20 protein-coding genes are annotated in these 21,621 nt (G+C 64.9%); 4 read left to right on the top strand and 16 right to left on the bottom strand.

Going from position 1 to position 21,621, the window contains the following annotated elements:
* Nucleotides 1-163: 163 nt before the first annotated feature.
* Nucleotides 164-2,482 carry a right-handed parallel beta-helix repeat-containing protein gene (locus CLV47_RS03850; RefSeq protein ID WP_106347677.1) on the top strand — a complete coding sequence of 773 codons (2,319 nt, stop codon included), beginning with the start codon at nt 164-166 and terminating at the stop codon, nt 2,480-2,482.
* Between the two features lie 38 nt (nt 2,483-2,520).
* On the opposite strand, the gene CLV47_RS03845 is transcribed toward CLV47_RS03850, so the two are convergent.
* The 3 genes from CLV47_RS03845 to CLV47_RS03835 are packed head-to-tail and all read right to left on the bottom strand — an operon-like array spanning nt 2,521 to nt 5,097.
* Nucleotides 2,521-3,471, bottom strand: a complete 951-nt coding sequence (locus CLV47_RS03845) for a TIGR03619 family F420-dependent LLM class oxidoreductase (protein WP_170110946.1) — start codon at nt 3,469-3,471, stop codon at nt 2,521-2,523.
* Nucleotides 3,422-4,186 (bottom strand): N-acyl homoserine lactonase family protein, encoded by a 765-nt coding sequence (locus tag CLV47_RS03840; protein ID WP_106347675.1) that lies wholly within the window; start codon nt 4,184-4,186, stop codon nt 3,422-3,424. The genes CLV47_RS03845 and CLV47_RS03840 overlap by 50 nt, the downstream gene beginning before the upstream one ends.
* Nucleotides 4,183-5,097 (bottom strand): LLM class flavin-dependent oxidoreductase, encoded by a 915-nt coding sequence (locus CLV47_RS03835; protein ID WP_106347674.1) that lies wholly within the window; start codon nt 5,095-5,097, stop codon nt 4,183-4,185. The genes CLV47_RS03840 and CLV47_RS03835 overlap by 4 nt, the downstream gene beginning before the upstream one ends.
* A 205-nt stretch (nt 5,098-5,302) precedes the next feature.
* On the opposite strand from CLV47_RS03835, the gene CLV47_RS03825 reads away from it, so the two are divergent.
* Nucleotides 5,303-6,070 carry an alpha/beta fold hydrolase gene (locus CLV47_RS03825; protein ID WP_106347672.1) on the top strand — a complete coding sequence of 256 codons (768 nt, stop codon included), beginning with the start codon at nt 5,303-5,305 and terminating at the stop codon, nt 6,068-6,070.
* A gap of 7 nt (nt 6,071-6,077) precedes the next feature.
* On the opposite strand, the gene CLV47_RS03820 is transcribed toward CLV47_RS03825, so the two are convergent.
* The 3 genes from CLV47_RS03820 to CLV47_RS03810 form a co-directional block, all read right to left on the bottom strand.
* A complete protein-coding gene (locus tag CLV47_RS03820; RefSeq protein ID WP_106347671.1) occupies nt 6,078-6,644 on the bottom strand; it encodes a cysteine hydrolase family protein in 567 nt (188 codons plus the stop codon).
* Between the two features lie 63 nt (nt 6,645-6,707).
* On the bottom strand, nt 6,708-7,502 hold the full coding sequence (locus CLV47_RS03815) for a hypothetical protein (protein WP_146135270.1): 795 nt from the start codon (nt 7,500-7,502) through the stop codon (nt 6,708-6,710).
* A 209-nt stretch (nt 7,503-7,711) separates the two neighbouring features.
* Nucleotides 7,712-8,263, bottom strand: a complete 552-nt coding sequence (locus CLV47_RS03810) for a hypothetical protein (protein WP_146135269.1) — start codon at nt 8,261-8,263, stop codon at nt 7,712-7,714.
* Nucleotides 8,264-8,491: 228 nt separating this feature from the next.
* On the opposite strand from CLV47_RS03810, the gene CLV47_RS03805 reads away from it, so the two are divergent.
* Together CLV47_RS03805 and CLV47_RS03800 are read left to right on the top strand one after the other, a co-directional pair.
* A complete protein-coding gene (locus CLV47_RS03805) occupies nt 8,492-9,028 on the top strand; it encodes a DUF1697 domain-containing protein (RefSeq protein ID WP_106347668.1) in 537 nt (178 codons plus the stop codon).
* Nucleotides 9,025-9,708 (top strand): lysoplasmalogenase, encoded by a 684-nt coding sequence (locus tag CLV47_RS03800; protein ID WP_106347667.1) that lies wholly within the window; start codon nt 9,025-9,027, stop codon nt 9,706-9,708. Before CLV47_RS03805 ends, CLV47_RS03800 begins: the two co-directional genes overlap by 4 nt.
* Nucleotides 9,709-9,779: 71 nt before the next feature.
* Here CLV47_RS03800 and smc read toward each other — a convergent pair whose 3' ends face one another.
* The 10 genes from smc to CLV47_RS03750 all read right to left on the bottom strand — a co-directional run bounded on the left by smc (nt 9,780) and on the right by CLV47_RS03750 (nt 21,618).
* Nucleotides 9,780-13,355, bottom strand: a complete 3,576-nt coding sequence (gene smc, locus CLV47_RS03795) for a chromosome segregation protein SMC (RefSeq protein ID WP_106347666.1) — start codon at nt 13,353-13,355, stop codon at nt 9,780-9,782.
* A 282-nt stretch (nt 13,356-13,637) separates the two neighbouring features.
* On the bottom strand, nt 13,638-14,669 hold the full coding sequence (locus CLV47_RS03790; RefSeq protein ID WP_106347665.1) for a carbohydrate kinase family protein: 1,032 nt from the start codon (nt 14,667-14,669) through the stop codon (nt 13,638-13,640).
* A gap of 148 nt (nt 14,670-14,817) precedes the next feature.
* Nucleotides 14,818-15,672, bottom strand: coding sequence for a bifunctional DNA-formamidopyrimidine glycosylase/DNA-(apurinic or apyrimidinic site) lyase (mutM, locus tag CLV47_RS03785; RefSeq protein ID WP_106347664.1), 855 nt, complete (start codon nt 15,670-15,672; stop codon nt 14,818-14,820).
* 11 nt (nt 15,673-15,683) lie between these two features.
* The gene (gene rnc, locus CLV47_RS03780) at nt 15,684-16,403 is read right to left on the bottom strand and encodes a ribonuclease III (RefSeq protein WP_106347663.1); all 720 of its coding nucleotides are present in this window, start codon (nt 16,401-16,403) and stop codon (nt 15,684-15,686) included.
* 38 nt (nt 16,404-16,441) lie between these two features.
* Complete coding sequence (gene rpmF, locus CLV47_RS03775) at nt 16,442-16,621, bottom strand: 50S ribosomal protein L32 (protein WP_106347662.1); 180 nt, start codon at nt 16,619-16,621, stop codon at nt 16,442-16,444.
* Nucleotides 16,622-16,779: 158 nt separating this feature from the next.
* Nucleotides 16,780-17,427: a YceD family protein gene (locus CLV47_RS03770; protein ID WP_106347661.1), complete on the bottom strand. Its 648-nt coding sequence runs from the start codon at nt 17,425-17,427 to the stop codon at nt 16,780-16,782.
* 163 nt (nt 17,428-17,590) lie between these two features.
* On the bottom strand, nt 17,591-18,247 hold the full coding sequence (locus tag CLV47_RS03765; protein ID WP_106347660.1) for a hypothetical protein: 657 nt from the start codon (nt 18,245-18,247) through the stop codon (nt 17,591-17,593).
* A gap of 55 nt (nt 18,248-18,302) precedes the next feature.
* The gene (gene coaD / locus CLV47_RS03760) at nt 18,303-18,830 is read right to left on the bottom strand and encodes a pantetheine-phosphate adenylyltransferase (RefSeq protein ID WP_238145208.1); all 528 of its coding nucleotides are present in this window, start codon (nt 18,828-18,830) and stop codon (nt 18,303-18,305) included.
* Entirely contained in the window at nt 18,827-19,381 is a 555-nt protein-coding gene (gene rsmD / locus CLV47_RS03755) for a 16S rRNA (guanine(966)-N(2))-methyltransferase RsmD (protein WP_106347659.1), read from the bottom strand. Before rsmD ends, coaD begins: the two co-directional genes overlap by 4 nt.
* 2 nt (nt 19,382-19,383) lie before the next feature.
* Complete coding sequence (locus CLV47_RS03750; RefSeq protein WP_106347658.1) at nt 19,384-21,618, bottom strand: ATP-dependent DNA helicase RecG; 2,235 nt, start codon at nt 21,616-21,618, stop codon at nt 19,384-19,386.
* Between the last annotated feature and the right edge of the window lie 3 nt (nt 21,619-21,621).

Here is a 21,621-nt window from a genome sequence, read left to right as displayed (position 1 = left end):
CGTAGCGGGACTTAACAATCCTGTTAAGATCGTCGACTGTCTGCCGGGCGCCTCGTAGGGTCTGACCAGCGGGGACACAGGTTGGCGGGTAGGTGGCCTGAGGAGCCGCCGCGGTCGCCAACTTCGGTGATCGTGGATTCGGCGTCCCCTGGTAGGAGAGTTCATGGCATCGAAGATCGCCTCCAGTTGTGCGCACCGGGCCCGCCGCGCGGCGGCTTTCGCCGCCACGGCCGCGTTGGCGGTCGGCTCGATCGCCGCGTTCGGGGCACCGGCTGCAGTGGCGGCGCCGGGCGAGTACTACGCCTCACCGGCCGGGTCCGGGGACTGCACCGACGTCAGCAGCCCGTGCTCGCTGGACACCGCACTCGCGATGACGGACGCGTCCGCGATCTATCTGGTCGCGGACGGCGGCACCGCCGCGACGTTCGCTACCTCGACCGGCTGGAACATCGACACGGATCTGACAATCCAACCCGCCGACGGTGTAACGGCCACCTTCGACGGGCAACATAGCGCTACCCACATCTTCTCGGTCGCCGCCGACACGTCGTTGACCATCAGCGGTGTAACCATCGAGAACACCAGCGTCACAGACACCAGCGGCGGCGGCATCTACAGCCTGAATGGAACCGTTGTCGTCGCCGATTCGACGTTCGCGAACAATACCGCGACGGACAGCGGATCCAACGTTGCCCTAGGTGGCGGCATCTCGAGTGTCGGACCACGCGCAAACCTCACCGTGCGTTCGTCGACATTCGTCGGAAACATCCGCACCAGCGACTCTGGCTTCAGCGGCGGCATTGTCATGGGCAATGGAAACGCGACTGTCGTGTCTTCCACCTTCGTCGGCAACACACTAGGCATTTCGGGCGTCAACAGCCCGCCGCTGACCGGGAATCTGTTCGCCGCCAACGAATACAGCTGTACAGGCTTCTTGACCGACAGCGGGTACAACGTCGCCGACGACGACACCTGCGGGTTCACCCCTGGCGGAACAAGCCAGACGGTGAGCCTGGAGAGCCTGAAATTGCCGGATCTATCGAGCAACTACGGGTTGGCCGACAATGGCGGTCTCACCCAGACCGTGCTCCCGGGAGCGGGTAGCAGCGCAAGCGGGGTGATTCCGGCCGGCACCGCAATGTCCGGCGTGATTATCAATGGTCAGGGCGTATACCTGTGCGGCGACCCCACGCACCCGGTGGTCGACCAGCGCGGTGTTCCGCGCCCGATCGTGACCGACCAGGCCTGCACCGCGGGTGCGGTCGAGATCGAGCCCGCGCCAGTCTCGACGCCCACCACCATCACGGTGACGCCGACGAATAACCCGTCCACTTTCGGCGGCACTACCTTCACCGTCGAAGTGACTACCACGACGGACAACCAGCCCGTGCCTACCGGCGAGGTCACCCTGGATGCCCTCGGGAATGGCTGTGTTCCGCCGTACACCCCGCTGCCGCAGAACGGCGACGGCACCGTGACCAAGACCTATTTGCTCGGTGCCGGCGACCATCAGATCGTCGCGTGCTATCGGGATTCCGGCGGCGCCTACGCGCCATCGGAGTCCGTGCAATTCACGCAGCACGTCAACAGGGCTCCGACGAGCACCACGCTCATGTCGTCGGCCAACCCGTCGAACACCGGCGCATCTGTCACCTACACCGTCGGCGTTGAGGGGTACGTCGCCGGCGACATGTGGAACGCCACCGTCGACTTCGTGGACGTTACCGACGCGCAGAACCCGGTCGTGGTCTGTTCGGGAGTGACGTTCGACCGTCCTGACGACCCGGGCCTGGAACCGAAGGCGACCTGCACCGACCAACCGACCGCGGGCGGGCACACCGTCGAGGCCACCTACAACGGCACCACTAACTACGCACCGAGTAGCGCGACTCTGACCCAAACCGTCGACAGTCCCGTCCCCCCGGCGCCTGTGATCACTGCACCCGCTGACGGATCGACCACCGACGACACAACTCCAGCCATCACCGGCACGGGCGTGGTCGGCAACACTGTCACGGTGGCGGTCGACGGCCATGCGATCGGCACGACTCAGATCGTCGCCGCTGCCCAGAAAAACCCGGGGGTAGGCCTTACGGCTGCGCTGACTGCCGGCGACGCCGGAACTTGGTCGTTGACGGCGCCGCAGCTGTCGGACGGAACGCACACCGTCGTCGCCTTCCAAACCGATCCTGCGGGCAATGACTCGGCTGATGCCACGACGACGTTCCTCGTCCTCTCGGCCAGTGGCCAACCGACTGCGCCCTCGGACAGTTCTGCGCCGTCGGGCACTTCATCGTCGGCCAGCGCTGTCCCGCCTACAGGCGAGACGACACCGACAGACGGTGGGAGTGGTTCGGACGCCGTACTGGCTTCGACCGGCACCACGGGGTTGTCGGGTCTGCTCGCAATAGCACTGGGGGCGATTCTCGCCGGAGTCGCACTGCAGTGGCGCCTACGTCGTCGACCAGGCCGTCACGCATAGGCATCAACAGCGGGCGGGCACACCGGACGGTGCCTCGGTCATAGTGGCTGCAGCGCCCCGGCCCGGCCGAAGACCTCGGCAAGACCCTCAATCGAACGTAGGTAGTCATCTTTAGTGCGCTGCCGCGGCTCGGCCAAGATGTGCGTGATGCCGAGCTCGCGCAGCTTGTCAATCCAGCCGAGCATCTCGTCGTGGTCGTCTTCCAGCCCGTCCCAGGGCACTCTCACTGATAAGACGTAATCGCTTTCGGGCCGCTCCTCGCGGACCTTCGACACCTGCGCCACAAGATCGCCGAACTCGGCTCCACGTGGCGCGGCGAGGATCCCGTGCCATCCGTCGCCAAGCCGGGTCGCACGACGCAATGCCGGTCCGCTGTGTCCGCCGATCCAGATCGGGATACGTCTACCGGGTTGCGGTTTCGCGCGCATCTGGTCGAACGTCACGCCATGGACCGGGTAGTCCCCCGTAATCGGGTCCTCGGTCCACATCGCGCGCATGATGTCGATAGCCTCGTCGGTGCGCGGACCGCGTTCGTCCATCGGTACGCCGAGAGTCGCGAACTCGGGCACAACGTAACCGCCCGCACCGCCGACGATAAGCCGGCCATTACTGAGAATGTCCAGCGATGACAGCATCTTGGCCATGATCACCGGGCGGCGCATCGGCAAAACGAGCACGGTCGTACCGAGTTCGATGACACTCGTAGCGGCCGCAGCCCACGTGAGCGACACAATCGGTTCATAGATATACGCCGATGGCGGGTACACCGAGCCTTTTTGTACGACGACGTGATCACTGACCCACGCCGCGGCAAATCCCAGCTGCTCGGCAAGGACGGCGGCCTCCCGCAGGCTGTCGGCGTTCGCGGCGGATCCGGCTTGCGGCAGATGGACCCGGCCGTCAGCGCCGTACCGGCGGATGCAAGATGTCTGCTTATCGTCACTTTTCCTCGTAGACCGTCTGGATTTTTTCGACGCCGTGCCATTCACCCGGGTCGTGGCACACGTGCACGCTGGCACCGGTGTCGCGCAGGCCGGCCAGCCGTTTGACACTCTCCACGGCGACGTCCCGATCCCAGGTGATGGCGGGCGGTTCGCCGGTGTCAAGCTGGCCGGCGTTGTAAACCGCGTCGCCGGACAGGATGTGCTGAGCGCCAGAGGGAAACGTGATCTTCAGACACTGATGGCCCGGTGTATGGCCGGGTGTCGACACCAGCGTGAGTACGCCGTTACCCAGCAGGTCACACTCCGACTCGTAGTCGAAGAACTCCGGCAGCGCGCTGTCGTCATAGAAGTCGTTGCGCACGAAACCGCTGGAGTTGTCGTCCATCACGGTGATCGCGTGGTCCCACTCACGCTGGCGCACAAGGACTCTGCTGTCCGGGAAGTAGCGGTTCATCCCGGCATGGTCGTTGTGCAGGTGCGAGTTGAGCACAAGCGTCACGTCCTTCGGGGCGATGCCCGCGGCCTCGAGACGGCTCACCACATCGGCGTCATCCGGCAGCACCGGCACGAGGTGCCGCCGCGCGATCCCACCCCAGTAACCGACAGCGTCCTCGCGCACGTGTGGATGCATGCCGGTGTCGAAAAGGACGGTCTCGCCAGCGGTCTGAATAACGAACGCCATGACCGGGTTGGGCGCCGTACCTTCCATCTCCGGCATCTTGCTCGTCACGTGCCCCGCGGGGACGGCCAGTAGTTTCACGCGTTGACTCCATCCGTAGTGGTCGTCGTACTCGATCCGGCGTCGCGACGCTTCGCGACCTGTCCCAGCAACTCGATGATCTGCTCGGTCGTCATCCCCGTCGGGTAGACGCACGGGACGGTGACACCCTGCTCGTAGTAGCTCGAGAGCGTGTCAACAACCGCCGCGGCGTCGTACCGCATGCACGTGCCGGCGACGACTGCTTCTACGTCGGCGAGACCTTGGCTCGCGAAATGCTTGCGATAGTTGGGCAAGTTGTCGTTGTACGACGCGGCATCGGCCCGCACGCTCTCCGGCGATCCAACGCGGATGAACAACGCCGACATCACGCCACTCTTGCCGGCTGCAGTGGCGGCCGCCGCGATCTGCGCGGCCGTCGTACCGGCTGTCTGTGGCGTCAGCCAGTTGAGGATGACGCCGTCGGACTCGGAGGCAGCCAGGTCGATCATCTTCGGCCCGAGCGCGCCAACAACGACCGGGAACCCTCCCCCGAAGCCGATGTCACCTGCGGAAGCCGCCTTGACCTCGCGCACGTACGTCGTGAGCTGGCCCAGCGGTGAAGCCGGATAGGGCAAACCGAGCGCCTCAATGGTCGGGCGATGCGATACGCCTACACCCATAATGAACCGGCCGTCAGACTCTTCGTTGATCGTGGCCGCGAGCAGGCTGGCAATCCGACTTGGCCGCACCGTTGACGCCGCGATCCCGGGCCCGACATGCATCCTTGTCGTCGCGCGCAATGCCGCGGCGGACGTAATGAACGGGTCGCGGCCAGTCACATTGGACGCGGACAGCAGACCAGTTTCGGGTAGGTAAAGGTGCGTGATGCCAGCGTCTTCAGCCGCCGCGGCGATAGTCGTCACGTCGGACGCAGATACCGCCTTGAGCACAAGTCCAAGAGGGGTCGTCATAGCACCCTTTCGTAGGCGTTGAGTTGCACAGTCATGGACAACGAGTCGTCATCGACGCGGCGGCCGATGTCGAGTATCCCTTGCTGGACGCTAGCGTCGACGGGACGGCTGAGCAAGCATCGACGTACGACCGGCCATGTCTGCAATCTTGTCTCCGCGCCGCGGAACGGCGTAACGTCGGCGACATTCCCTACCTGGAGGCACAATGCGGCAGTTCCTGACACGAGACGACGGCACGCGACTTGCTTACGAGATCCACAATCCGGACGCCACCGGCACGCCGATGATCATTACGCACGGCTTCTCCGCGACGGCGGCGATGTGGGAACCCAACATCGAAGCGCTGTCGAAAGACCGACCGCTGCTGACCTACGACCAGCGCGGTCACGGGCAGAGCGGGGATCCTGGCAAGACCGAGGGTTACAGCGAGGCGATCAACGTCGCGGACATCGACGCGCTGATCGACCTGCTCGACGCACCCAAAGTCATCGTCGGCGGCATGTCGCTTGGCGGTTATCTCACGCTCGCCTACCACTTGGCGCATCCCCAACGAATCGCCGCACTTCTGTTGCAGGACACGGGCCCGGGCTACAAGAGCGATTCAGCGCGCACGGGGTGGAACGAGTACGCCGAGAAGGTCGCGGTCCAAAAAGGAAGTGCGGACCAGGGCCAGGCAAAGTCGGCCGAAGTCGCCGGCGCCGTGCACGACAATCCGCAAGCGCTGATGCACGTGGCCCGCGGCGTACTTGCGCAGCAGGACGCGCGGGTAATCAACTCATTGCCCACGATCGACGTACCGACCCTCATCGTGGTCGGCGCCAACGACACGAACTACCTCGCGGCGACCGACTACATGACCAGCAAGATCCCGGGCGCGCGCAAGGTCGTCATTCCGGACGCCGGACACGCTGCAAACATGGACCAGCCGGAGTTGTTCAACGCTGCCGTCGCCGAATTCCTCAACGGTCTCTAGGACTGTCTTACAGTGCGGCAAGCAGCTCGCTCGTAGAGGTCACCGTCGCGAAGCCGCCGCCATGCAGATTGGTGGCCGTCGTACGCATGAGTTCGTCGGCCGAGGTCGTCGTGCCGTCGGGACCTTTGAGGTCGAACGTCCGCGTCGCGTCGATCGGTACGACGACCTGATAGCCGAGGTTGCCACCCATACGTGCGGTCGTCTCGACACACATGTTGGTCTGGATACCGCACACGACGAACTGCGAGATCCCTTGCGCCCCAAGCCATTCTTGGAGGTCCGGCGTACCGTAGAACACCGAGTTGACCGACTTACCGATCTTGAGCGCCGGGTCCAACGCGGCCACGAAGTCTTTGAGCATGTTGCCCTCGGTGCCCGGAGCCAGCGGCGAACCTTCTTTGGGCGAATCGTGTCGTACAACGACGATCGGCCGATCGGACTTTTCCCAAGCCTCAGCCAGTTTCTCGACGTTGGCCTCACACTGCGGGTTGGTGCTTGGGCCCCAGGCCGACGAATCAAACCCGTGCTGTACATCGATGATGAGGAGAGCCGCGTTTGGCTCGATGTTTTCCATACTGATATTCAACGCCACCCTGAGTCCATCGGCGCACTGAGCCTGTCGAACGGCGCCGCCCGGCTACTTCGATGGCGGAAGGTTCGGATCGACCAGTTCGGGTTTCGCCGTCAACACCGCTATCGGATACGCCACCGCCGGTGAGGTGATATCCGCGAGCGTCCCGCCGACTGCCTGAGTGCCGTCAAACCCGGTCCACGTCACCGAATACACCACATGCACAGTCATCGGCCAGGTCCCGCCGTAGGTTTGTGCGGCGAATGCGACCGAACACGTCGGGGACGGCTGGCTCATTGGGACACCCTCACCGATTGGCGTACCCGGACCGCTGCACGTCTTCGTCGGAGTCGTTCCGTCGTTCGGCTCGATCACCAGCGACACCGGAGTGATCGTTGCCTCGACCCACACCGGTCCAGCATCGATCCGCGGCGTGACCGCGCTCCAGGACGCTACGTCGACCCAGAACCAGGTGTACGCGTTCTTCATCGTTGCGCGGCGCCCGTCGGGTGTGACGAGGTAAGGGTTGATGTTCAGGGCAGGAGTCGTGACGGCGGTAGTGCTACGCAGGTCGACCGCCAACTGCTGCGGATCGGCCAACACCGGCGCTGCGGGAGCACCCGGCACACCCGGCGTCCCGTTCCTGACCCAGGTGTAAGTCGGCGCCGCGCCCGGACAGTAGGAGCCGACCCAGTAGCCCGACTCGTATGTCTCGCCGGCGGGCGGAGGTCGGCCTTGGTCGTATGTCTTCGTCCCCGTATCTGGAGCCTGCCCGGTATACGGATTTGAAGGCGTGGCGGCGTACGACGCGTAGCTGCAAGGGTCCGGCGCCGACGACGTCCCCGCCGTAGCTGCCGGCACCGTCGACTCATTTCCGCCCGGGATGCCTTGGTTAGGGGTCGGTGCGGTCGGTTCTAACAGTACGCATTCGTCACTCGACCCTTGGATTGTCGCCTGATTTGTGGACGTTTCGGCATTCGCACTCGCGGAGCAGGCGTGTGCTTGTCGGGGAGCGACGAGGCACACTGATACAACAGCAATGAGTAAGAAAACGCCCCGAATAATCTGCGTCAACACTCGTCGGCCTTAGCGGTGAGCTGGGTTATTCGCCATTTCCCATCCTCGTTGAGGTCGAAGAAGGACTTGAACCGCGCGATTGCTGCACCCTCGGATACAACCGTTCCGTCAACAGCCGAGATCAAGGTCTCGCTAGTCATGTTCCGGCACTCGACCATCGTGGCCGACTTATCGGTAACCGCCGGTTCGAGGACTCCATACGTGATCGTTCCGCCCGCACGTTGACCCTTCTCGGCGATTGCGGCCATCCCTTTGTACGCAACCTCGACGACGGCTGGGTAGGCGTACTTGGTCAACTCATCGAAGACCACCTGTTTTGGCGCGCCGACGAGTTGGACGAAATTGTTGAAGTAAGCCTTGTACTGGCTGACGATCGCCTTCTGGTCTGTGGTGAGCTTCGGCGTCGACGAAGTCGAAGCGCTGCCGGAGTTAGACACTGAGGGTAGTTCGGTGGGTTTCGTGCCATCGGACGTCGTACAGCCGGACACGACGATCAACACACACGTCGCTATCGCGACCCCGAGCCGCTGTCTCCGTCCGTGCACGCGTCCACCTCACCGGATAACCCGTTACCTGACGCTCGACATTACCTAACACTCAGCACATGCCCAAGAAATTGTCCACAGGCATTCGCAGGTCAGCGGCACCGGAATGCCGCCGACGGCATTATCCGCGGGACGGATTTGGTCGCGACTACGCGACCAAATCCGCCCCTGGGAGCCACGCGTGGTCGCGCGCCGCGATGGTCATAAGGACGTGGCATCCTGTGTGACATGACTGCATACGTCGCGTTGATGCGCGGAATCAACGTCGGTACGGCGAAACAAATCAAGATGCCAGCACTTAAGGACGTGTTCACGGAGCTTGGCCTCGACGATCCGCAAACCCTGTTGCGTAGCGGCAACGTCGTCTTCCGTAGCAGCCAGACGCTTGATGCCGCGTACGCCGATCACATCGAGGCCGCCGTACTCGAGGCCACCGGTGTGCAGTCGTCGGTTGTGTTGTTTGACGAGTCTGAGTTCACGCGGATTGCGAGCGAGGACCCGCTGCAACAGATCGCGACCGATCCGGCTCGGCATGTCATTGGGTTCAGCTCAGTGCCGATCGAGAATCCCGACTCGATCTCGATGCCGTCCGCGAAGGACATCGCGCCCGAACTGATCGTCGTTGGTCGGCAGGCTATCTACCAGTGGTGCCCGGACGGAATTTCAAAGTCGAAAGTGAAGCCGGGATTCTGGAAGCAGTTCGACGGGGTCATCACGACGCGCAATCGGCGTACCGTCGACAAGCTCCTCGCGATGATCGGATGAGACGCCCGCGTACGACGGCCATGGTGTACGCCGCCGTGAGCGCACTCGACGCGCTACTCGCGTCAGCGGAATCCCCTGGTGTCAAGCGAATCCGACGGATCACAAAACCAGCCCTTATGCCGCTGCTCGCCTTGGATGCTCATAGTCACAGCCAACCGCTACGTGAGGTCGATGTCGCACTGGCCGCGAGCTGGGTCGGCGACGTCGGGTTGCTCAATTCATCGGACGCGGGTTTTCTCGTCGGAGTCGGCGGATTCGCCGCCGCGCACGCGAGCTATCTGAAGGCGTTGACCGCACCAGTCCCTGATTCAGGCACTAAGCGCGCCACCATCAATACCGCTGCAGGAGCGTTCTCCACCGCAGCCATTTCCGCAGGAACCCTTCTGTGGAAGCGATTGTCACAGACCGATCCCCTGCTGCGGGTGCCGGTGGCGGCGTACGCCGGTCTCGTCAGCACCATGGGGTTCGCCGCGGTCCGCCGTGGGCTTCTCACTGGTGGTGGGCCGGGGCGGTGCCTCATTGCCGGCGGAATATTGTTCACCGTGTCCGACGGGCTCGTTGCCCTGACAAAGTTCGGCCCGCGCCGGTACGCCGGTCTCGACACCCTCGTAATGGCGACGTATACCAGCGCACAGGCACTTCTCGTGGCAGGACTGCGCGACGCAACGTCCGACCGATGACTGCGCGGTACGAGGTGACGGATCGTGGGGCATTTTGTGACGGATCGTGGGGCATTTTGTGACGGATCGCGCTAGCTGGCGGCGGAGACCTCGCGTAGGCGTTGCGAGATCACCTGGGTGATGCCGTCGCCGCGCATAGTGACGCCATAGAGCGCGTCGGCGATCTCCATCGTGCGCTTTTGGTGGGTGATGATGATCAGCTGGCTGGTATCCCGCAGCTGCTCGAACAGGCTGATGAGCCGGCCCAAGTTGACATCATCGAGCGCCGCCTCGACCTCGTCCATCACGTAAAACGGGCTGGGCCGAGCACGGAAGATCGCGACCAGCAATGCAACCGCCGTCAGTGAACGTTCACCACCGGACAGCAGCGACAACCGTTTGATCTTCTTGCCCGGCGGCCGCGCCTCGACCTCGATCCCGGTCGTCAGCATGTTGTCCGGGTCGGTCAGCACGAGGCGCCCGTCGCCGCCCGGGAATAGTGTCTTAAACACGATCTCGAACTCGCGGGCTACGTCTTCGTACGCCGAGGAGAACACCTCGAGGATGCGGGCATCGACGTCGGCGACAACGGTGAGCAGATCACGGCGGGTGTTCTTGAGGTCTTCGAGCTGGTCGGTCAGGAACTGGTGCCGTTCCTCAAGCGCCGCGAACTCTTCGAGCGCCAGCGGATTGACCTTGCCGAGCTGGGCGAGGTCGCGTTCGGCCTTGGCGGCCCGTTTTTCCAGTACGCCGCGGTCGAACGGCTCTGGTTCGGGGATCGGCTTCTCCTTGGTCTCCGCCTCGGCGACCATCCCGGCCGTCGGCGGCACGAGTAGCTGCGGGCCGTACTCTTCGACCAGATGCTCGACCGTGACGCCGTACTCCTCGGTCGACTTCTCCTCAAGCTGGGTGATCCGCAGTCGCTGCTCAGCGCGCGCGACTTCGTCCCGGTGTACGGCGTCGGTCAGCCGGTCGAGGTCGGCGCCCAATTCGCGCAGCTTCGCCCGTACTGCCTTCAGCTCGCCCTCGCGCTCCACGCGGCTGGCGGCAATCGCGTCGCGCTCAGATTCAGCGCGCTTGACCGATACGGCCAGCCGGGTGAGGACATGCTCGGCAGCAGCCCGTACGTCGGCCGCTATCTGCGCTCCGCGGGCGCGGGCGGCGCGCTGCTTCTCCAAACGGGCGCGGGCGGCGCGTTCGTTGCTAGCGTTGCGCCGCAGGGATTCGACGCGACCGGTGAGGGCACGAACCCGCTCCTCTGCGGTGCGTACGCCGAGGCGTACGTCGACCTCTTGCTGGCGCAGTGTGCCGACGACGACGGCCAGCCGGTCACGTTCTTCGGTCGACGGCTCTTCGTCCGCCGGTGCTTCCTCGGCTAGGCGCAGCCGTTCTTCAAGCTCGGCCAGACCGCTGAGGTCACGGTCGCGGGCCTCCTCTGCCGCGGCCTGCGACTTGGTCAGCCGGTCCGCCTCCGAGGTGGCGTTGCGCGCAGCAGAGCCGAGCTGGCCGAGTTCTTCGGCAACGGCCGACATTCGGGCGTCGGACTCGTTGAGCGCCGCGATCGCTTCCTCGACGTCGGCCCCGAGACGCTGCTGTTCCTGTTGCGCAGACTCGAGGGCGCCCGTGAGTCGCTCGGCTTCCATAGCAGCCGCCGCCCGCTTCGACTCGGCTTCGTCGACGGCGGCGTGGATCTCGATCATGCTGGGCGCCGTACCCGAGCCGCCACGCGCGCAGTCACCGCCGATGACGTCTCCGTCTTTGGTGACGGCCCGAACTTCCGGGTGCGCCGAAGCCAGGTCCTGAGCGGCCTGGATGTCCTCAACGACCGCGATCCCAGCGAGCACGTGCGCCAGTACGCCGGCGATGTTGGCCGGCGCGTCAACGACGTCCGCGGCCCACTTCGCACCCGACGGCAGGCTGAGGGCTGCGTACCGGTCGGCCTCACCGCTGAACGACGAGACGAGCATCGAGGCCTGACCGGCATCCTTGTCCTTGAGCAGTTCGATCGCGCGGCCAGCGTCCTTCGGGCTGGCCACGACGGTGGCATCGGCGAGCGCACCGAGCGCCGCGGCGAGCGCGGCCTCATACCCCGCGTGCACGTTGAGCATGGTCGCCAGCGCACCAAGTACGCCGGGAAGCTCGTCCTTCGCGGCCAGGATCGTGGCGCTGCCGTCTTTACGTTTAAGCCCCACGGCCAGCGCGTCGCGGCGTACCGTCCACGACTTGACGTCTTGCTCGGCCTCGCGCAGTGCATTCTTGACCTCGCGGGTCTTCGCGACGGCACCTTCATGCGCGGCCACGGCGGCCTCATGGCGTTCGTCAAGGCCGTGCTCACCGTCGTCGAGCTCACCGACCGAGGACTGCAGTTGTTCGAACTTCGCGGTCGAGTCCTGCGCCCGCGCCGTCGCCTCGGTCAGCGCAGACTCCAGCCGAGCGAGCTCGTCGACGGCGGCGGCCGCTCGGGCCCGCAGCGCGTTAACCTGACCGGTGAGCCGGGCGAGGCCTTCTCTGCGGTCGGCGATCGCGCGTACGGCGGCGACGAGTTGCTCCTCGGCGGTCTTGAGCTCGGCTTCGCTGGCGCGCTTCGAGTCACCGATCTCCTGCAGCTTCGCCTGGTCGGCTTCGAGCTCTCCGCGCAACTTTTCCAGCTCTGCGGCGAAGATTGCAGCCTGGCGGTCCAGCTCGTCTGGGTCGCGCGCCGTCTGGGGATCCTCAAGGGGTTCGCTGAGGTTGCGGTGTCGTTCGGTAGCCAGCTGTGCCGTGCCCCGCAACCGTTCACCCAACGCCGACAGCCCATAAAACGCCTCTTGCGCCGCGGCAAGCGCCGGCGCATCAGTGGCGAGCGCGTCGTCGAGCTCCGCCTCGCGGCTGGTCAGGGTCGCGAGGCCGGCCTCGACCTCGGTACGCCGCTGTCGCATCGCGGTCTCGTCGGCGACCTCTTTGTCGAGGGTCGAGCGCATGGTCACGATGTCGTCGGCCAATAGCCGCAGCCGCGAGTCACGCACGTCGGCCTGGATGGCGGCGGCTCGGCGCGCTACGTCGGCCTGCCGACCCAACGGTTTGAGTTGTCGACGCAGCTCGTCAGTCAGGTCGGTCACTCGAGTCAAGTTAGCCATCATCGCGTCGAGCTTGCGGATGGCTTTTTCCTTGCGTTTGCGGTGCTTCAGTACGCCGGCGGCCTCTTCGATGAAGCCACGACGATCTTCGGGCCGCGCCTGCAGGACACCGTCGAGCTGGCCCTGTCCCACGATCACGTGCATCTCGCGGCCAATGCCCGAGTCCGAAAGCAATTCCTGGATGTCCAGCAGCCGGCAGGAGTCGCCGTTGATCTCGTACTCGCTCTCGCCGGAGCGGAACATCCGGCGCGTGACCGAGACTTCGGCGTAGTCGATCGGCAGCGCGTTATCGCTGTTGTCGATGGTGAGAGTCACCTCGGCGCGTCCGAGCGGCGCACGCCCCGCCGTACCGGCGAAAATGACATCTTCCATCTTGCCGCCGCGCAGCGCCTTTGCGCCTTGCTCGCCGAGCACCCACGAGATCGCGTCGACGACGTTGGACTTGCCCGAGCCATTGGGGCCGACCACGCAAGTCACGCCGGGCTCGAAACGCAAAGTCGTCGCTGACGCGAAGGACTTGAAGCCCTTCACCGTGAGGCTCTTCAGATGCACGTACGAACTCCATTACTGCGGCAATACGGTGCGTCTACGACGCGGGCGCTTACTGGCTTCGGAACTACTCGACGATACCTTGGCGCGCGGTCGAAACCAGGGACCCACGGGCTTGCGGGCGCACTCCCCGATGACACGTGCACTGTCGCCACGACCGCGAATGTCACTCGCTTCTCATCAGTCCCACAAGCCTCACGGGGCACGGCCCCGCGAACGAAAGCACCCGCGCAAGCGGACTTGCACGGGTGGTTTCGACGAGAGCTGCCGCCCAAGCGGACGTCGTCAGGAGCTCGATCGCGTCGTAACGCGCTGAGACTCTGATGCTTTCGGGGCCGCGAGGTGGGTGGCTACTTCGGCGGCGACTTCGGGACCGTACGCGCCGCCCAGGCGTTGGCAGAATTCGGCGGAGGTGAAGTCGTATTCCTGGGTGCCGACGGTTTCGACCACGTACGCCGCCAGGGTGCAGCCGACCTGAGCGGCGCTCTCCAACTGCAGTCCCCAGCTGAGCGCCGCGAGGAAGCCGGCGCGGAAGGCATCACCGACGCCGGTCGGGTCGGCACGGGTCAGTTCCGGCGTGGCACCGACCTCGACCGATGTCTTGTCTGCGATGCTCACCCGGACGCCGTCCTTGCCGAGGGTGGTGACCTGCATCCCGACCCGCTTGAGGATCTCTTCAGCGCTCCAACCGGTCTTCTTCTCGATGATGTGTGACTCGTACTCGTTGGAGATCAGGATGGCCGCACCGTCGATCAGATCGCGGATCAGTTCCCCGTCGCCGAAGGCCAGCTGCTGCGAACAGTCAGCGATGAACGGGAACCCGCGTTCCCGACACTCGTGGGTGTGCCGGCGCATCGCCTCGGGGTCATCTGCGCCGATCAAGACGTACGACGGCGCTCCGACGCGGCTGACGATCGGGCCCAACTCGATCTGCCGGGCCTCCGACATGGCCCCGGCATAGAAGGTCGCGAACTGCGCCATATCGGCGTCGGTCGTCCCGATGAATCGGGCGGTGTGTAGTGACTCGGAGACGTGCACCGACTGGCAGTCGACATTGTGCCGTTCCAGCCAGGAGCGGTATTCGTCGAAGTCCTCGCCGACAGCGCCGACGAGCACCGGCCGCAGTCCGAGGCGTCCGAGTCCGAAGCACACGTTGGCGGCAACCCCGCCGCGCCGGATCTCCAGGTCGTCGACCAGGAACGAGACCGATAGCTTGTCGAGTTGATCGACCACCAGCGAATCGGCGAACTTGCCACTGAATGTCAACAAATGGTCGGTCGCGATCGAGCCAGCGATCAATAAGGTTCCAGAAGTCATGTCAGGGCACGTTACTCACCAACGGCCAACCGTCCCACACCTGCCCCCTTCAGCGATCCCGTCCCACGCGATGCAGTTGGCGGCGGGAGGGCGAGGTCGGATTGCTGGCCAGTAGGCGATGCCGACGGGGTTCGTGGCGTGAGCCGGACTAGAAGCGGCCGTTTCGGGGTCGCGGCTGGCATTTCGGGCAGGAGTACGACGAGCGGTTCATAAACGACTCGCGACGGATCGGCGTACCGCATCGTGCGCACGGCACGTCACGTTGACCGTAGGCGTGCAGCGAGCGGTCGAAGTAGCCGCTCGCCCCGTTGACGTTGACGTACAGCGCATCGAACGACGTGCCACCTTGGCCGAGCGCCTGCGCCATCACCTCGCGGGCGGCATCCAGTGCCCGGATGATCTGCGGTTTGGTGAGCTTCTCGGTCGGTCGCGCGCCGTGCAGCTGGGCCGCCCAGAGCGCCTCGTCAGCGTAGATGTTGCCGATTCCGGACACGACGCTCTGGTCCAGCAGCGCGCGTTTGAGCCCGGTGCGCCGTTTCTTGATCCGGGCGGCGACCGCGGCCACGTCGTACTCCGCGTCGAACGGGTCCCGCGCGATGTGCGCGATGACGCTGGGCAGCGCCGCTCCCCCGGCATCGAACATCAGGTGCCCAAACGTGCGCTGGTCAACGAAGCTCAGATCCGGGCCGTCGTCGGCGAAGCGAAACCGGACGCGCTCGTGCGTCGATGGAGCGAGCCCGGACGGTACGACGAGCATCTGACCGCTCATCCCGAGGTGGACCAGCAGCGCGTCCTCGTGGTCGAGTACCAGCCAGAGATACTTACCGCGGCGGGCGGTGCCGGTGATCGTCGCCCCCGTAAGGCGCTGTTCGAGGTCTGCGGGTCCGGCGATGTGCCGGCGTACCGCTCGCGGGTGTTGTACGGCGACATTCGCGACGATGCGGCCGACGACGTGATCGTGCAGGCCGCGCCTGACGACCTCAACCTCGGGAAGCTCAGGCACCGGCGTACCGGCTAATCGGTGCTCGCCCCGCCGGAATCGATCGTCTCGACCGTGAGTCGAGCGGCAATCTGCTCGGCCTCCTTCTTCGTCCGGCCGCTGCCGGACCCATACGCCGCCTCGCCGAGGACGACGGTTGCAGAGAAGACTCGCGCGTGGTCGGGGCCGGTGTGCTGTAGCCGGTAGGTCGGCACGCCGAGTCCCCGGGTCGCGGTGAGCTCCTGCAAATGGGTCTTCCAGTCGAGCCCGGCACCGCTAGATGCCGCCGCCTCGATAAGTGGGTCGAACAGCTTGCGTACGACGGTCTTCGCGGCGTCGGGGCCGGTGCCCAGATGCACCGCCCCGAGTATCGCCTCCAGCGCATCGGCGAGGATCGAGTCCTTGTCGGCGCCGCCGGTCACGGTCTCACCGCGGCCGAGCTTGATGTATTCGCCCAACCCGTTGGGCCCAAGAGTGCGCGCCACGCTCGCCAGCGCTCGCATGTTGACGACGGACGCGCGCAGCTTGGCGAGCCGCCCCTCGGGCAGGTCCGGGAAGTTGCGATACAGCGCCTCGGTCACGTGCAGCGACAGCACCGAGTCGCCCAGGAACTCGAGTCGCTCGTTGGTCGGCAGCCCACCGTTTTCGTACGCGTACGAGCGGTGCATCAGCGCCAGCTCGAGGAAGTCTTGCGGAATTTCGGCGCCGATCGATACACAAAGATGAGCGAATCGTTCTTCTTGTGATTCGCTCATCGTTGTCGGCGCCCCGTCATAACCGGTGTGCCGGAAGGTCAGACCTCGAGGACCTGACGTCCGTCGTACTGGCCACATGCGCCGCACGCGGTGTGCGGGCGGACGGGCGCGCCGCACGCACGGTTAGTGCAGGTGGTCAGCGCGGTGGGCGTCGTCTTCCACTGCGAACGACGTGCCCGGGTGTTCGAGCGCGACTTCTTCCGCTTGGGGACGGCCATTAGATTCTCCTCAGTTATGCCGCACAGTGCGTGCGGTATCTCGGTGCTGCGTTTCTGGTAAAGCTTCGGTGATGCTCAATCGACGCTCATCAAAGACCGACGAATGATCTTACTTGCTGCTCGATCACGAACAGCAACCTGATCGAGTTATTCCGCTCTCACGAGTCGTCGTGATCGTCGCCGCCGGGTTCGGCGCCACTGAACTTCTCGCGCAACGCGGCCCAGCGCGGGTCGATCAGCTCGTGCGCGTGATCCTCCGGCAGATCCTCGAGCCGTTCGCCGCATCCGGCGCATAATCCTTGACAGTCTGGTTTGCACAGCGGTGTCAGCGGCAGTTCGGTGACGATCTCATTGCGGATCACTGCCTCGAGGTCGGCCCGGTCATCGACCAGTCGGTTGACCTCGTCCTCTTCGGTGGTCTCGTCGGTCTTGGTGCCCGGGTAGGCAAAAAGCTCGGTGAGATTCACCTGCACATCTTCAGTTGTCGCGGTCAGACAACGACCGCATTCGGCCACCGCCGTGCCGCGCACGGTGCCGGTGACCAGCACTCCCTCAGCGACCGACTCGACCCGCAGATCGAGCTCGAGCGTCGAGTCCTGCGGGATCTTGATCAACTCAAGGCCGAGGTCCGCCGGCGCCGGAACCTGCGTGACGACATCTCGCCCGGCACCCGGCTGCCGGCCCAGGTCTCTGATATCGATGACCAGCGGTCCGGACGGCGGGTACTTGTGACTGTGCCTCGCGGGGGCACCTGCGGCACGTCCGGGCGCGGACGAGCCGTGGTGTTCTCTGCGATTAGTAGTCATATCACCGATGCGTTGGGCAAAATTATCCTCGCGAACGGCCTGCTCAGCGAGTGGCCCAGTTGCCCGGGCCGACCGTTAAGACTACCTGCTCGAGAGGCCGTACCGCTAGTATCCGCGTACTCGAGGCGACGTCGCGTGGCTCACCATTCGCCGACCGCGCCGCTCAGCCGTTCTGGTCGAATACCGCTTCGTAACCGGTGTCGCTACCGCGGCGCTCGCGGAGCGCTTCGCGGCCATGATCGACGGTCTTGCCAAGCTTTTGCAGTGTGGTGGCAAGCGAGGTCAGGCTGTCGTCGACGTACTTGTCGGCGTCGGCGCGCAGCGCGCGCGCCCGGTCGTTGGCGGTGGCCTCAATCTGCTCTGCGCTGCGCAGCGCAGAGGCGTGCACCTCGTGTTCGCTGACGAGCCTCTCGTGCTCAGCGTGACTGTTCGCGATCGCGCGATCGGCGTCGGCGTTAGCCTTCTCCGTCAACGCGGTGGCCTCGGCGTGCGCCGCGTTGACGACTCGGTCAGCCTCGTTGTTGGCGGTGGCGACCGAATGATCGGCATGCTGCCTGGCCTCGTTGACGACGCGGTCGGCCTCCGACGTACTCACCTCGTGAACGCGCTCGGCCTCTTGACGCGCCGACTCGATGATGTCGTCGCGCTGCTCAAGAATCTCGCGCGCGTCCTCGACGGCGGTCGGGAACGCGTCCCGCAGGTCGTCGAGCAAGTCAAGCAGTGCCGGCCTGTTCAAGATCGCCGACGAGGACATGGGCACGCCTTTGGCGGCCTCCACCGCCTCAATGATTTCGTCGAGGATCTCAAATACGCGGTTCATCCTAAGGTTCCTTCGTGTACGTCGGGCCAGTTATCGGCCCTGCCGCGCGACCGCGCTATGGTGCGGACTGCTCGGCAAGGCGAGTCATCAGTGCGGCGTACGCCGGCGCGGGGAGCATGTCCTTCACGTCTCCGCCGTACTTCGCAACTTCCTTTATCAGACTCGAGGATAGGTAACTATGCTGCGGATTTGCCGCTAGAAACAGCGTTTCGACGCCGGCAATTTTGTGATTCATCTGCGCCATCTGAATTTCGTAGTCGAAATCGGTGGCGACGCGCAGCCCCTTACAGATGGCCTTGATGTCGTTGGCGCGGCAGTAGTCGACCAGCAGGCTGGAGATGGAGTCAACTCGGACGTTGGGCAGATGCGCGGTCGACTCCTGGATGAGCTTCATCCGCTCCTCAAGGCTGAACATCGTCTTCTTCGACGGGTTGACCGTGACCAACGCGTAGACCTCGTCGAAGACCTCGCTAGCGCGCGTGAAGATGTCGAGATGCCCGTTTGTCAGCGGATCGAACGAGCCCGGACACGCGACCCGTCGCGTGATGTTGGTGACGGTGATGGGGTTCTGTTGGGTGCTCACAATGCGAGACCGTACCAAAGGTGCGCGGCGCCGTACCGCCGGTCGCGCAGCGGCTCAACCCCACCCGGCCATTCCCACCGGTCGCGGTGCGCGCGCTCGACGACAACCAGGGCGTCCGGGCGACACAGTCCTTCGTCGAGCAGGGTCCGCAGCAGATCCGCCAGCTCGGGGGTCCGCACGTCGTACGGCGGGTCAATGAAGACGGTCTGCGCGTCGACGGCACCCGCCTGACACGCTCGGTCGGCCGGTTGCTGGAGGACGGTGCAGCGGTCCTGCGCGCGCAGCGTCGCGACGTTGGCGCGGATGACCGCGGCCGCCTGCGGATGGCGTTCGACGAAGTACGCCGTCGGCGCACCGCGCGAGATCGCCTCCAGCCCGATGGCGCCGCTGCCGGCGTACAGGTCGATAAACGGCCCGTCGGTCAACTCGTGCGTCGCCTCGATGGAGGCGAACAGCGCCTCGCGAGTCCGGTCGGAGGTGGGCCGGGTGGTGGCGCCGGTGGGAGCCTTGAGCAGCCGGCCGCCGTACTCGCCGGCGACGATTCTCGTCACCGCTAACCCATCTCGAGGTATTCCGAGCGGGCCTCGGCTTCGAGCGCCTCAAGCTCGCTGCGGAGTACGACGTGCCGCGCCAGAGTCGGGTCGGCGTGTAACACCCTGTCGCAGTAGTCGCGCGCCTTCTCGATCACGTCCTCATCGTCGACGAGCGACAACAGTTTGAGGTGGTTGCGGGTGCCGGACTGGGCGACACCGAGCACATCACCCTCGCGGCGCTGTTTGAGATCGAGCCGCGCCAGCTCAAATCCGTCGTTGCTCTTCTCCAGCGCCTTCAACCGCTCGACCGACGGCGAGTGCGGCGAGACCTGCGTGATGAGCAGGCATAGACCCGCATCCTTGCCGCGGCCGACCCGACCGCGTAACTGGTGCAGGGTCGAGAGGCCGAAGCGCTCCGCGTCCATGATCACCATCACCGTCGCATTAGGTACGTCGACGCCGACCTCGATGACGGTCGTCGCGACAAGTACATCGATCTCGCCGTCCGCGAATCGCCTCATGACGCGGTCCTTGACGTCCGGGGCCAACTTGCCGTGCAGTACCTCTACCCGCAGCCCTTCCAGTTCTCCCTCACTGAGCAACTTGGCCAGTTCGAGTGCAGCTATGGGCCGGCGCTTCTTGTCGTCAGCGGCGGGATCTTCTTCGAGCGCGTCCTTGTCGTCCACGTCATCGGCGTCGTCCAGGCCGATCCGCGGACATACGACGTAGGCCTGGTGCCCGTTCGCGACCTCCTCACGCACGCGCTCCCACGCCCGCTGCACCCACGCCGGACGCGCTCCGGCCGGGACGAGGGTCGTGGCGATCGGCGAACGGCCCGGCGGCATATCGCGCATGGTCGACACACCGAGCTCGCCGAACATCGTGATCGCAACGGTGCGCGGAATCGGGGTCGCGGTCATCACCAGGGTGTGCGGTATCGAACCGTCAGATCCCTTACGTCGCAAGGCATCGCGCTGTTCGACGCCAAATCTATGTTGCTCATCGATCACCACCATCCCAAGATCCGCGAACTGCACTTTGGGTTCGAGAAGGGCATGGGTGCCGACGACGATGTCAGCCTCGCCGGAGGCGATCTGTGCCATGGCCTCCTTACGGCGCGCCGTGCTAAGGCCCGCAGTGAGCGTCACGATCTTGACCGCGTCGGGCACGCTGTCGAGCTCGCCGGCCGACCCAAGGGGACCTAGAGACTCCCGGATCGAGCGAGCGTGTTGGAAGGCGAGGACCTCGGTGGGCGCGAGCAGCGCGGCTTGCCCGCCACGGTCGATGACTTGCAGCATTGCGCGCAGCGCAACCAGTGTCTTACCGGAACCAACATCCCCCTGCAGTAGTCGGTGCATCGGATGCGACTGCGACAGGTCGTCCGCGATCTCCTCACCGACTTCGATCTGCCCCGCGGTGCGCTCGAACGGCAACTCCTTGTCGAATGCGGCACCGGCGCCGTTGGCGCTTCTCGGCCGCGGGATCGCCGGCGCGCTCGCAGCCTCGATCCGCCGCTTTGCCAGCAGCAGCTGGATCGACAGGGCCTCTTGAAACTTCAGCCGCTCGTCGGCGGCCAGCCACTGCTTCTCGGTGATCGGCAGGTGTTTGTGGCGCAGCGCCGTATCCAGATCGACGTAGCCGAGTTCCTTGAGCTCGGCGTTGGCGATTGGGTCCTCGATCGGGGCGAGGCCGTCGACCACCAACTCGACCGACTGGCGGATTGCCCCACTGGTGAACTTGGGTTTCGCCGGGTAGATAGGCATCATGCGGTCTTGCCAGCGCTGCGGATCAGTGACCGACACGCCTTCGGTGTTGGCGAGCCCTACCGATGAAAAGATCTCGATCTCGGGCGAGCTCAGCTGCAGCTTGCCGTTAAAGGACGTCACGACCCCGGCGAACAACCCCGTCGTACCCGGCTCGAGCTGCTTGACCCGCCACGGCTGGTTCCAGAAGATGGCATCGATGGTCCCCGTGGGAACATCCAGCGAGATGATGGCGCGGCCCTTCGGACCCTTGCCGCCGCGCGCCTGTGCGCCCCGAGGGCCGATCCATTGCACCGCGACGACCTCGGTGTAGAAGGTGACGTGCTCACCGACCTCGAGCCCGCCCGAATCGCGCGGGTCGCCACGTTTGTAGTAGCGGCGCGGATAGTGGTGCAGCAGGTCGTTGACGGTCACGAACCCGAATTTCGCCTCGAATGCCTTGGCAGGCTTTAGCCCTAGAACGTCCAGGAGTGAGGTGTCCAGCGTGATCACGAG

Source organism: Antricoccus suffuscus (genome assembly GCF_003003235.1).
Taxonomy (GTDB): domain Bacteria; phylum Actinomycetota; class Actinomycetes; order Mycobacteriales; family Antricoccaceae; genus Antricoccus; species Antricoccus suffuscus.
Note: the sequence above shows the minus strand (reverse complement) of the source record. Positions and strands in the feature narration are given on the sequence as shown.

Excerpts from the sequence above, each read along its gene's own strand:
- CLV47_RS03850 (WP_106347677.1), top strand. The coding sequence starts at position 164 with ATGGCATCGAAGATCGCCTCCAGTTGTGCGCACCGGGCCCGCCGCGCG.
- CLV47_RS03835 (WP_106347674.1), bottom strand. The coding sequence starts at position 5,097 with ATGACGACCCCTCTTGGACTTGTGCTCAAGGCGGTATCTGCGTCCGAC.
- CLV47_RS03825 (WP_106347672.1), top strand. The coding sequence starts at position 5,303 with ATGCGGCAGTTCCTGACACGAGACGACGGCACGCGACTTGCTTACGAG.
- CLV47_RS03820 (WP_106347671.1), bottom strand. The coding sequence starts at position 6,644 with ATGGAAAACATCGAGCCAAACGCGGCTCTCCTCATCATCGATGTACAG.
- CLV47_RS03805 (WP_106347668.1), top strand. The coding sequence starts at position 8,492 with ATGACTGCATACGTCGCGTTGATGCGCGGAATCAACGTCGGTACGGCG.
- CLV47_RS03800 (WP_106347667.1), top strand. The coding sequence starts at position 9,025 with ATGAGACGCCCGCGTACGACGGCCATGGTGTACGCCGCCGTGAGCGCA.
- CLV47_RS03790 (WP_106347665.1), bottom strand. The coding sequence starts at position 14,669 with ATGACTTCTGGAACCTTATTGATCGCTGGCTCGATCGCGACCGACCAT.
- rnc (WP_106347663.1), bottom strand. The coding sequence starts at position 16,403 with ATGAGCGAATCACAAGAAGAACGATTCGCTCATCTTTGTGTATCGATC.
- rpmF (WP_106347662.1), bottom strand. The coding sequence starts at position 16,621 with ATGGCCGTCCCCAAGCGGAAGAAGTCGCGCTCGAACACCCGGGCACGT.
- CLV47_RS03770 (WP_106347661.1), bottom strand. The coding sequence starts at position 17,427 with ATGACTACTAATCGCAGAGAACACCACGGCTCGTCCGCGCCCGGACGT.
- CLV47_RS03765 (WP_106347660.1), bottom strand. The coding sequence starts at position 18,247 with ATGAACCGCGTATTTGAGATCCTCGACGAAATCATTGAGGCGGTGGAG.